The sequence below is a fragment of the Bradyrhizobium neotropicale genome, assembly GCF_001641695.1.
GTDB classification, from domain to species: domain Bacteria; phylum Pseudomonadota; class Alphaproteobacteria; order Rhizobiales; family Xanthobacteraceae; genus Bradyrhizobium; species Bradyrhizobium neotropicale.
This window is the reverse complement of sequence record NZ_LSEF01000100.1, coordinates 152,746-163,430: the sequence shown is the minus strand read 5'-3', so window position 1 is coordinate 163,430 and position 10,685 is coordinate 152,746. Positions and strand designations below refer to the sequence as shown.

The window sequence follows — 10,685 nt, the reverse complement described above, 5'->3', positions numbered from 1 at the left end:
ACCCCGACCCTCTCCCCGCAGGCGGGGAGAGGGAGAAGACCTACTCATGCCGATGTCCGTGCTTCCGCACCTTCGCCGCCTTCCCCTCCCCGGTCGGGATCATCACCACGCGCCCATAGCGTACGCCGCGTTCGGCGATGATGTGGTCGGCGAAATGCCGGACCTCGCCGGCGTCGCCGCGCAGCGCCGTCATCTCCATGCAGTTGTTGTCGTCGAGATGGACATGCAGCGTCGCCAGCGCGAGATCGTGATGGCCGTGGAATTCCTGCACCAGGCGCTTTGAGAGATCGCGGGCGGCGTGATCGTACACATAGACGAGGCCGGCAACGCACGGGCCGGTCTGCGCGGTGTCTTCGTTGGTCTGTTGCAGCCCGGCGCGCGCGAGATCGCGGATGATCTCGGAGCGGTTCTGGTAGCCGCGCGCTTCCGCCGCCGCGTCGATCTCCGCCAAGAGATCATCCTCGATCGTGATTGTAATGCGCTGCATCAGACTGCTCCCTCGCGTGGCGCCGCTCGATGCCGTTCTACACGGATTCCGCGCCTCTCACAGCCGCGTCGCGCGCAGCCGCAAGGCGTTGCCGACCACGCTCACCGAGGACAGCGCCATCGCCGCCGCCGCGATGATCGGCGACAGCAGGAGGCCGAAGGCCGGATAGAGGATGCCGGCCGCGATCGGAATGCCGGCGGCATTGTAGATGAAAGCGAAGAACAGGTTCTGCCGGATATTGCTCATGGTCGCCTGCGACAGTTTTCGCGCACGCACGATGCCGGTGAGGTCGCCCTTGAGCAGGGTGACGCCGGCGCTCTCCATCGCGACGTCGGTGCCGGTGCCCATGGCGATGCCGACTTCGGCCGAGGCGAGGGCCGGGGCATCGTTGACGCCGTCGCCGGCCATCGCGACGCTGCGGCCGCTCTTCTTAAGCTTTGTGACCACCGCGCTCTTCTGATCCGGCAGGACCTCAGCTTCGACGTCGGCAATCCCGAGCCTGCGTGCGACAGCCTCCGCCGTCGTCCGGTTGTCGCCGGTCAGCATGATCACCTTGATGCCCTCACTGGCGAGCGCCTTCAGCGCCGCCGGGGTCGAGGCCTTGACGGGGTCGGCAATGGCAAACAGCCCCGCCAGTGCACCGTCGACGGCCATGTTGATCACGGTCGCGCCATCCTGGCGCAGACGCTCGGCCTCGGCATCGAGCTTCCCGGTGTCGATCCCGATCGAGGCAAAGTATCTGGCATTCCCGAGCACGATGGTCTTGCCGTCGACCTTGCCGGTCGCGCCTTTGCCGGTCGGCGAATCGAACCCTTCGACCTCGCCGAGCGCGAGCTGCCTCTCCTTCGCGGCGCGGACGATGGCATCGGCCAACGGGTGCTCGCTGGCGCGCTCGACGCTGGCTGCCATGCGCAGGATATGATCCTCGGCAAAACCGCCCGCCGCGACGATCGCGACCACCTTGGGCTTGCCTTCGGTCAGCGTGCCGGTCTTGTCGACCACCAGCGTGTCGATCTTCTCCATCCGCTCCAGCGCTTCGGCGTTCTTGATGAGAACGCCTCCTTGCGCGCCGCGACCGACGCCGACCATGATCGACATCGGGGTGGCGAGCCCCAGCGCGCAGGGGCAGGCGATGATCAGCACGCTGACGGCGGCGACAAGGCCGAAAGCAAGTCGCGGCTCCGGACCGAACCAGGCCCATGCCGCGAATGCGATGATGGCGACGACGATCACCGTCGGCACAAACCAGCCCGCGACCTGGTCGGCGAGCCGCTGGATCGGCGCGCGCGAGCGCTGCGCGTCGGCGACCATCTGCACGATCTGCGACAGCAGCGTCTCGCGCCCGACCTTGTCCGCGCGCATGATGAAGCCGCCGGACTGGTTGAGCGTGCCGGCGATGACCTTGGCGCCGGCCTCCTTCGTGACGGGCATGGATTCGCCAGTGACGAGGGACTCGTCGAGCGACGAGCGCCCCTCCAGGATGATGCCGTCGACCGGCACCTTCTCGCCGGGACGAACGCGCAAGCGGTCGCCTGCATGCAGCGTATCGATCTCGACCTCGTGCTCGCTGCCGTCAGCATCAACGCGACGCGCGGTCTTCGGCGCAAGCTGCAACAGCGCCTTGATCGCGCCCGAGGTCGCATCGCGCGCGCGCAGCTCCAGCACCTGGCCGAGCAGCACCAGCACGGTGATGACCGCGGCCGCCTCGAAATAGACGGCGACGGCACCCTCATGGCCGCGGAAGGTCTCGGGGAAGATGTTTGGCGCGATGGTGCCGATCAGGCTGTAGACATACGCCACGCCCGTGCCCATCGCGATCAGCGTGAACATGTTGAGGTTGCGCGTGACCAGCGACTGCCAGCCACGCACGAAGAACGGCCATCCGGCCCATAGCACTACGGGCGTGGCAAAGACGAACTGGATCCAGTTTGACAGCGTCGGATCGATCCAGTTGTGCGGCCCGGCAAGGTGGCCGCCCATCTCCAGCACCACCGCCGGCAGCGCCAGCACACCGCCGATCCAGAACCGCCGCGTCATGTCGGCAAGCTCCGGATTGGGGCCGGTATCGAGGCTCGCGACCTCCGGCTCGAGGGCCATGCCGCAGATCGGGCAGCTTCCGGGTCCGACCTGGCGGATCTCCGGATGCATCGGGCAGGTGTAGATCGTGCCCGCAGGCATCTCGGGCTCGGGCGCCTTCTCCTTGACGAGATATTTGGCAGGATCGGCCGCAAACTTCGTCCGGCAGCCGGCCGAGCAGAAATGGAAGGTGTCGCCGTGGTGCTCGAAGCGATGTTTCGAGGTCGCAGGATCGACCGTCATGCCGCAGACGGGATCGCGCACCTTCACGCCGGCTCCATGGTCGTGGTGATGATGGTGAGCATGACCGGCGTGATCGCCATGTCCCTGATCGCCATGTCCCTGATCGCCATGTCCCTGATCGCCATGTCCCTGATCGTCATGTCCCTGATCGTCATGTCCGCTGCAGCATGAGGACGCCGCAGGTTTGGCGGCCGGCGGAGCGGCCTTCGCGGAACAACCGCATCCGGATTGAGTTTCCGCGTCCTGATGATGCTTGTGTTCGGCGTCGTTCATTTCCGTGCTCCGGCCTTGCAACCTATACCCGGTAGGGGTATATAGACTTCATGCGCAAGGACATCAAGGCATCTGTCGGAAAACGTCTCGGCCGGATCGAGGGCCAGGTTCGCGGCCTGTCGAAGATGGTCGAGGAGGACCGCTACTGCATCGACATCGTCACGCAGATATCCGCGGTGCGCGCGGCGCTGCGCCGGGTCGAGGAAGAGATATTGAAGGATCACGTCGCCCATTGCGTCGAGCACGCGATTGCAAGCGGCGACAAGGCCGATCAGCGCGAGAAGATCGCGGAGCTGATGGCAGTGATCGGACGGGCGGAGCGGTAGCTTCGCATTCCTACGTCATTGCGAGCGCAGCGAAGCAATCCAGAGTCCCGCCGCGGAAAGATTCTGGATTGCTTCGCTGCGCTCGCAATGAGGACTGTTTGGCGGCACGACCTCTCCCACGTCGTCCCAGCAGAGGCCGGGACCCATAACCACAGGGAGTGGTTTGGCGAAGATTAGAAGTTAGCCCTTACGCCGGTACGAAGACCGCAAGCGATGGATAGACTCCGCGGTATGGGTCCCGGCCTTCGCCCGGACGACGGTGGGAGTGTTGGGCTCTATGCCGCTCGCGCCCGCCTACGCCGCCGCGGGCGGTACATCGCAATCTTCTTCAGCAGCGAAACATGCTCCGACGCCGTGACGCGATCGATCATCTTCGCAGCGAGGGCAGGCGCTTCGCCCGCCGTCACTTCTTCAGCCGCAATTTCAGCCGGCGCTTCTTCGTCAATCGCCTGAGGAACGAGCGGCGGCGCACTGATCGTTTCTGGAAACACACTGAACGTGCCCGCCACCTCCTCGAGCGGCTTTTGCTTATCGGCCCAGTGCAGGGATGTGTAGTCGAAACCGTGCACGATGGTGGGTTTGACGACTTCGAAATAGGGCGAGATGTCGAAGTCGCGGGGCATGTAGAGCGAGGAGTCGCGGATGTGCAGGATCTCACGGCGGGCGGCGCGGCTGCCGGCCTTGGTGATCTTCGGCAGGATCGGATAGCGCACCGCGTCGAAGGCCTGCGCGATCAGCGCCGAGCAGATGATCTTGGTCGGATCGCCCGAGCCGATCGCGATCATGCGCCGCCGCCAGCGCTGCGGCACCGGCAACGGAAACAGGAAGCGCATGAGGTCGACGATGTTCTTGGTGTCGTAGCCGAAGCCGATGCGGTTGATCGCGTAACGGCAGACCGTGGTTCGGTCCTCATGGGACAGCCCGACCGGGCGGCAGACCCGCGTGTGGTAGGGGAAATATTTCGACAGCGGCGCGGAGGTGACGCCTTCACCGATATTGGCCTCGATCAGCACATGCGGTTCGCCGTTGGGCTCCACCGCGCCCTCGACCGGGCCGACGTAAAGCGCGGCATGCGACCAGGTCGATTGCGTGAGATATTTGATGATGCCGGAGATGCGGTTGTTGCCCTCGACAAGCAGCACGTCGCCGGGCTCGATGACACCGCGCAGATGCTCCGGGTCGCTCGGCGTGAACGGCTCGTAGCCAGGCACCTCCTTGGAGAGGTACGCGGCTATCAACTTGCCGACTGAGTCTAGGACCGTCCCCATCGTGAACTCCCCCCACGGCCTTTTCCGGCCGTCTTTTTCCCTTCTCTATCATGGTCGAAACGTGTTGCAATTCGGTTCATCGTTCCAAGCGGTCAACTACGATTGATTCACCATGATGGTTGCCGCGCAACACCAGATGCGGCAAGGTTCGCTAGCTGTTCCCGTTCTCCGCAAGCCCCCGGAAACCATGACATGACAATCACGCGCCGCAGTTTCCTATCGGCGTCGGCGGCCTTTGCCGCCACGCCGGTTCTGCGCGCCACCGCCGCGCCTTTGCCGCGCGACGCTGACATCGTCGTGATCGGTGCGGGGGTTGCCGGCATCGCCGCGGCGCGCCGTATCATGGCGACGGGTCGCAAGGTTGTCGTCGTCGAGGCGGCATCGCGGATTGGCGGCCGCTGTATCACGGATAGTGCGACCTTCGACGTGCCGTTCGATCGCGGCGCGCGCTGGATGCACAATCCAGAGACCAACCCGATGATCCGGCTGGCGCGCAGCGTCGGTCTCGACGTGTCGCCGGCGCCGGCCGGCCAGAAAATGCGCATCGGCCGCCGCAACGCGCGTGCCGGCGAAACCGAGGAGTTCCTGGCGGCGCTGGTGCGCGCCAACCGCGCCATCGACGAGGCCTCACGCGGCAGGCTGGACACCTCCTGCGCAGCCGTGCTGCCAAAGGATCTCGGCGACTGGGCGGGTGCTGCCGAGTTCCTGCTGGGAGCGAATTTCGCCGGCAAGGATCTCAAGGAGCTCTCGGTCATCGACAAGGCACGCGCGCAGGATCGTAACGCCGCGATCGCCTGCCGCCAGGGCCTGGGTACGCTGATCAGCAAGCTCGGCGAGCAGGTGCCGGTGGCGCTGTCGACGCCGGCGAGCCGGATGGCGTGGAGCAACCGCGACGTCAGCGTCGAGACCCCGGCCGGCAAGATCGTGGCGCGCGCCGCCATCATCACGGTCTCGACCAATGTCCTGAACGCCGGCGCGATCAAGTTTGCGCCCGACATTCCCAAGCGGACGCTCGATGCCGCGTCAAAACTCGGCCTCGGCAGTTACGATCACATCATGCTGGAGCTTCCGAGCAATCCGCTCGGGCTCGCGCGCGACGACATCCTCATCGAGCAGAGCAATTCGACGCGCACGGCGCTCATGTTTGCCAACATGGGCGGCTCCTCGCTGTGCTCGATCGACGTCGGCGGCTCCTTCGGTCGCGATCTCTCCGAGCAGGGCGAGCAGGCGATGGCGGCCTTTGCGAGGGAATGGATCACAAAGCTGTTCGGCGGCGAAGCGGCCGCGGCCATCAAGAAGACCAGCGCGACGCGCTGGAATGCCTCGCCCTTCGTGATGGGCGCGATGTCGGCGGCCTCGCCCGGCGGCCAAATCTCGCGAAAGGTACTGGCTGAACCGATCGGCTGCATGTTCCTCGCGGGCGAAGCGACCCACGAGACCCTCTGGGGCACTGTCGACGGCGCCTGGGAGAGCGGCGAGCGCGCCGCCGATGCCGCCCTGCGTCGGATCGGCGCGATCAGGGACGAGCCCGCGGAGGTGCCGACGCAGTCGACCAAGCGGCGGCAAAAACGTTAGCCGTCGGACGACTGAGGATGTTTCAGCGCAGCACGTTATCCAGCACCGGCAGTCCAACAACCACCGCCATCGCAATCAGCACGTAGCAGATGCTGCGAAACACCCGTTCGCTGGCGCGGCCGAACAGCGAGGCGCCGAAGGCGACGCCGAGGGCGTAGACCGGGCCGACGATGAGCGAGAGCGCCAGCGATTCGCGGCTGATCAGCCCGGTCGTCGCGTAGCTCACCATCGAGAAGAAATCCGACGCGCCGAAGAACAGCACGATATTGGCGCGCGCCACGATCGGGGCGATGGGGCGGCCGAGCCAGTAGCCGACGATCGGCGGACCACCGGTCTGCGCCAGCCCGCTGCAGAAGCCCGACAGGCTGCCGATGCCGACCGACAGCCAGGCGTGGTCCTTGCCGCGATAGCGCCAGCCGGAGAGCAGGAGAAGCAGCAGCGCGGCAACAAAGCAGGAGATGATCCAGCGGGTGGTGACGGGATCGAGCACGCTGAGGAAATAGGTGCCGACGGGCACGCCGATCAGCGCGCCGAGCACGATCACCGCCGTCGCCCTGCGGTCGGCTTTCTTCCACGCATCGGGCAGCAGCGGCGCCGCCGCGACGAAATCGATGACGAGCAGCAGCGCTGCCACCAGCCGCGGCGGCGCGACGCTGCTGGCCAGCGGCATGAAGATCAGCGCCGAGCCGAAGCCGGAGAAGCCGCGCGCGGTGCCCGAAACGAATGCGATGGCGCAAAGCGCCATCGCATTGGGGAGGCCGACGTCGCCAGGGAGGAAGTCTCCAAGACTCATCCCTAAAGACTCATCCCCGAAGCGTGCCGCCGGTCTTCTTCGTCACTTCCGCCACGATCTTCGCGGCGACGGCCTCGATCTCCTGGTCGGTCAGGGTCTTCTCGCGGGGCTGGATCGTCACCGCGATCGCGATCGACTTCTTGCCGTCCTCGATGCCCTTGCCTTCATAGACGTCGAACACGTTGACGCCGGTGATCAGCTTCTTGTCGACGCCCTGCGCGGTGCGCACGATGTCGCCGGCCTTGATGCCGCGATCGACGATGAAGGCGAAATCGCGCGAGACCGGCTGGAATGCCGACAGCTCGATCGCGGGCTTGGCGCGGGTCGGCTTCTTCTTCGCCTCGGGGATCCGGTCGAGGATGACCTCGAACGCCATCACCGGGCCGTCGGCGCCGAGCGCTTCGAGCGCGCGCGGGTGCATCTCGCCGAAATAGCCGAGCACGTTCTGCGGACCCATCTGGATCGTGCCGGAGCGTCCGGGGTGCAGCCACGCCGCACCGCCGGGCACGATCTGCAGCGCCTGCATCGGCGCGCCGGCCGCCGCCAGCACCGCCAGCGCATCGGCCTTGGCGTCGAACACGTCAGCCTGCGCCGAGCCCGACCAATCCCGGCCAAGGCCTTCCGATGAGGCAAAGCCGCGGCGAACGCCGCTCGCCGCCATGAACTGGTCCTGCGGACGATCGCCCTTGAAGACCTGGCCGACCTCGAACAGCGCGACATCGCCAAAGCCGCGATCGGCATTGGCCTGTGCTGCCGCGATCAGGCCCGCCAACAGGCTCGGCCGCATGTCGGAGAGGTCGGCCGCGATCGGGTTGGCGACCTCGAGCTCGCGCTGGCCGCCGCCGAACAGCTCGGCCGCCGGCTTGGTGATGAACGACCAGGTCACGGCTTCGACCATGCCGCGGCCAGCGAGCGCGCGCCTGGCGCGTCGCGTGCGGAGCTGCAGCGGGGTCAGCACGGGTTTGCGCGCGTCCTCGCCGCGATCGAACGGCGTTTCCGGCACCTTGTCGACGCCGAAGATGCGGACGATCTCCTCGACGATGTCGGCCTTGCCGTGCACGTCAGAGCGCCAGGACGGAACCGCGACCTTCACCACCGGGCCCGCGCCGGCCATCATAAAGCCGAGATGGTTGAGGATGCGCTTCATCTCGACCTGCGGCACCTCGATGCCGGACAGCCGCTTCACCTCGGTGGTCGGGAATTCGATCACGCGGTCGTCGCCAAAAGCCTTGCCGACCACGACCGTCTCCGACGGCGCGCCGCCGCACATCTCCATCACGAGCTTCGTGGCGAGCTCCAGCCCCGGCACCATGAAGGCCGGATCGACGCCGCGCTCGAACCGGTAGCGCGCGTCCGAATTGATGCCGAGCTTGCGGCCGGTCTGGGCGATGTTGATCTCGTTCCACAGCGCCGATTCGATCAGCACGTCGGTGGTGTTCTCGTCGCAGCCCGACGCTTCGCCGCCCATGATGCCCGCAAGCGATTCGACAGCGTGGTCGTCCGCAATGACGCAGATGGCGGGATCGAGATTGTAGGTGCGGCCGTCGAGCGCGAGCAGCGTCTCGCCCTCGCGGGCGCGGCGCACGACGAGATTGCCCCTGACCTTTTTGGCGTCGAACACATGCAGCGGTCGGGCGCGGTCGAAGGTCATGAAGTTGGTGATGTCGACCAGCGCGTTGATCGGACGAAGCCCGATCGCGGTCAGCCGCTTCTGCAGCCATTCCGGCGATTGCACGTTCTTCACGCCGCGCACGAGGCGGAGCGCGAAGCCAGGGCACAGCGTGGCGTCCTCGACCGTGACCTTCACCGGACAGGGGAATTCGCCCTTCACGGCCTTGATGGTCGGGTCCTTGAACTTGCCCATGTCGGCGGCGGCGAGGTCGCGCGCGATGCCGTGCACGCCGGTGCAGTCCTGGCGGTTCGGCGTCAGGTTGATCTCGATCACGGGATCGCCGAGGCCGGCCCATTCGGCGTATCCGGCGCCGATCGGAGCATCGGCCGGCAATTCCATGATGCCGTCATGGTCGTTCGAGATCTGCAGCTCGGCCGCCGAGCACAGCATGCCGCGGCTCTCGACGCCGCGGATGGTGCCGACGCCGAGCGTGATGTCCTTGCCGGGAATGTAGGTGCCGGGCGGCGAGAACACGCTGACGAGCCCGGTGCGCGCATTCGGTGCGCCGCACACGACCTGCACGGGCGCAGCGCCGCCTCCGGTATCGACCATGCAGACGCGCAGGCGGTCAGCGTTCGGATGCTGCTCGGCGGAGATCACCTTCGCGATGGTGAAGGGTTTCAGCGCCTTGACCTTATCCTCGATGTTCTCGACCTCGAGCCCGATCATGGTGAGCTTGTCGGCCAACTTGTCCAGCGGCTCGTCGGTCTCGAGATGATCCTTCAGCCAGGAGAGGGTGAATTTCACGAGCTCAGCCCTCCCGCGAGCGTTGGCACTTCGAGCGGCTTGAAGCCGTAATGGGACAGCCAGCGGACATCGCTGTCGAACAGCTGGCGCAGGTCGCTCATGCCGTATTTCAGCATGGCGATGCGGTCGATGCCCATGCCCCAGGCAAAGCCCTGGTACTCGTCGGGATCGATGCCGCAGGCGCGCAGCACGTTCGGATGCACCATGCCGCAGCCGAGGATCTCGAGCCAATCCTCGCCCTCGCCGAAGCGGATCTCGCCCTTGTCGCGGCGGCACTGGATGTCGACTTCCAGCGACGGCTCCGTGAACGGGAAGAACGAGGGACGGAAGCGCATGTTGATGTGGTCGACCTCGAAGAACGCCTTGCAGAACTCGTGCAGGATCCATTTGAGGTGGCCGAGATGCGAGCTCTTGTCGATGACGAGGCCTTCGACCTGGTGGAATTGCGGCGTGTGGGTCGCGTCAGAATCGATGCGGTAGGTGCGGCCCGGGCAGATCACGCGGATCGGCGGCTTCTGGCTCAGCATGGTACGCACCTGCACCGGCGAGGTGTGGGTCCGCAGCAGCATGCGCGAGCCGTCCTCCTTCGGATGGAAGAAGAAGGTGTCGTGCATCTCGCGCGCGGGATGGCCTTCCGGGAAGTTCAGCTTGGTGAAGTTGTAGTCGTCGGTCTCGATGTCCGGACCTTCGGCGACCGAGAACCCCATGTCGGCGAAGATCGTCGTCAGCTCGTCCCAGACCTGGCTGAGCGGATGGATGCGGCCGGCCTCGGCCGGTGCATCGCGCAAGGGAAGGGTGACGTCGATGGTCTCGGAAGTGAGCCGCGCATCGAGCGCCGCCGACTTCAGGACATCACGCCGCGTGGCGAGCGCCTGCGTGACCTTGTCCTTGGCCTGGTTGATCGCGGCGCCCTGCGTCTTGCGCTCGTCGGGCGACATCTTGCCGAGCGTGGCGAGCAGCGCGGAGATCGAGCCCTTCTTGCCGAGGGCAGCGACGCGCACCGCCTCGAGGGCGGCTTCGTCGCCGGAGGCGGCGATCTGGTCGAGGATGGATGTTTCGAGCGTTGCGAGGTCAGACACAGTCAAATCCCTGCTGCCAAAATTCGGCTGGGTTGTCGCCGCCCGAAGGCCGTAACGTCAAGCAAAAAGCCGGTCATTTCGGGCTTACGACCGGCTGGGTTGAACCTCGCGCATCGGCTGGGCACCAAGGGGGATACAAGGAGATG

General features: G+C 66.0%; 8 protein-coding genes. 2 read left to right on the top strand and 6 right to left on the bottom strand.

Annotation, left to right across the window (positions count from 1 at the left end; translation table 11 throughout):
• Positions 1–40: 40 nt before the first annotated feature.
• On the bottom strand, positions 41–487 hold the full coding sequence (gene nikR, locus AXW67_RS34220; protein ID WP_027550115.1) for a nickel-responsive transcriptional regulator NikR: 447 nt from the start codon (positions 485–487) through the stop codon (positions 41–43).
• A 57-nt stretch (positions 488–544) separates the two neighbouring features.
• Positions 545–3,079 carry a heavy metal translocating P-type ATPase gene (locus tag AXW67_RS34215; protein ID WP_063681465.1) on the bottom strand — a complete coding sequence of 845 codons (2,535 nt, stop codon included), beginning with the start codon at positions 3,077–3,079 and terminating at the stop codon, positions 545–547.
• A gap of 50 nt (positions 3,080–3,129) precedes the next feature.
• Here AXW67_RS34215 and AXW67_RS34210 point away from each other — a divergent pair, with 50 nt between their 5' ends.
• Positions 3,130–3,405, top strand: coding sequence for a metal-sensitive transcriptional regulator (locus AXW67_RS34210; protein WP_024338640.1), 276 nt, complete (start codon positions 3,130–3,132; stop codon positions 3,403–3,405).
• Positions 3,406–3,680: 275 nt separating this feature from the next.
• On the opposite strand, the gene AXW67_RS34205 is transcribed toward AXW67_RS34210, so the two are convergent.
• Positions 3,681–4,673 (bottom strand): YiiX/YebB-like N1pC/P60 family cysteine hydrolase, encoded by a 993-nt coding sequence (locus AXW67_RS34205; protein ID WP_063681464.1) that lies wholly within the window; start codon positions 4,671–4,673, stop codon positions 3,681–3,683.
• A 192-nt stretch (positions 4,674–4,865) separates the two neighbouring features.
• Here AXW67_RS34205 and AXW67_RS34200 point away from each other — a divergent pair, with 192 nt between their 5' ends.
• Positions 4,866–6,248, top strand: coding sequence for a flavin monoamine oxidase family protein (locus AXW67_RS34200; protein ID WP_063681463.1), 1,383 nt, complete (start codon positions 4,866–4,868; stop codon positions 6,246–6,248).
• 22 nt (positions 6,249–6,270) lie between these two features.
• Here AXW67_RS34200 and AXW67_RS34195 read toward each other — a convergent pair whose 3' ends face one another.
• Genes AXW67_RS34195 through pheS form a run of 3 tightly spaced genes read right to left on the bottom strand, consistent with a single transcriptional unit; the run spans position 6,271 to position 10,539 of the window.
• Entirely contained in the window at positions 6,271–7,041 is a 771-nt protein-coding gene (locus AXW67_RS34195) for a sulfite exporter TauE/SafE family protein (RefSeq protein WP_063681462.1), read from the bottom strand.
• A 10-nt stretch (positions 7,042–7,051) separates the two neighbouring features.
• Positions 7,052–9,460 carry a phenylalanine--tRNA ligase subunit beta gene (pheT, locus tag AXW67_RS34190; RefSeq protein WP_063681461.1) on the bottom strand — a complete coding sequence of 803 codons (2,409 nt, stop codon included), beginning with the start codon at positions 9,458–9,460 and terminating at the stop codon, positions 7,052–7,054.
• Positions 9,457–10,539 (bottom strand): phenylalanine--tRNA ligase subunit alpha, encoded by a 1,083-nt coding sequence (gene pheS / locus AXW67_RS34185; protein WP_063681460.1) that lies wholly within the window; start codon positions 10,537–10,539, stop codon positions 9,457–9,459. The genes pheT and pheS overlap by 4 nt, the downstream gene beginning before the upstream one ends.
• Between the last annotated feature and the right edge of the window lie 146 nt (positions 10,540–10,685).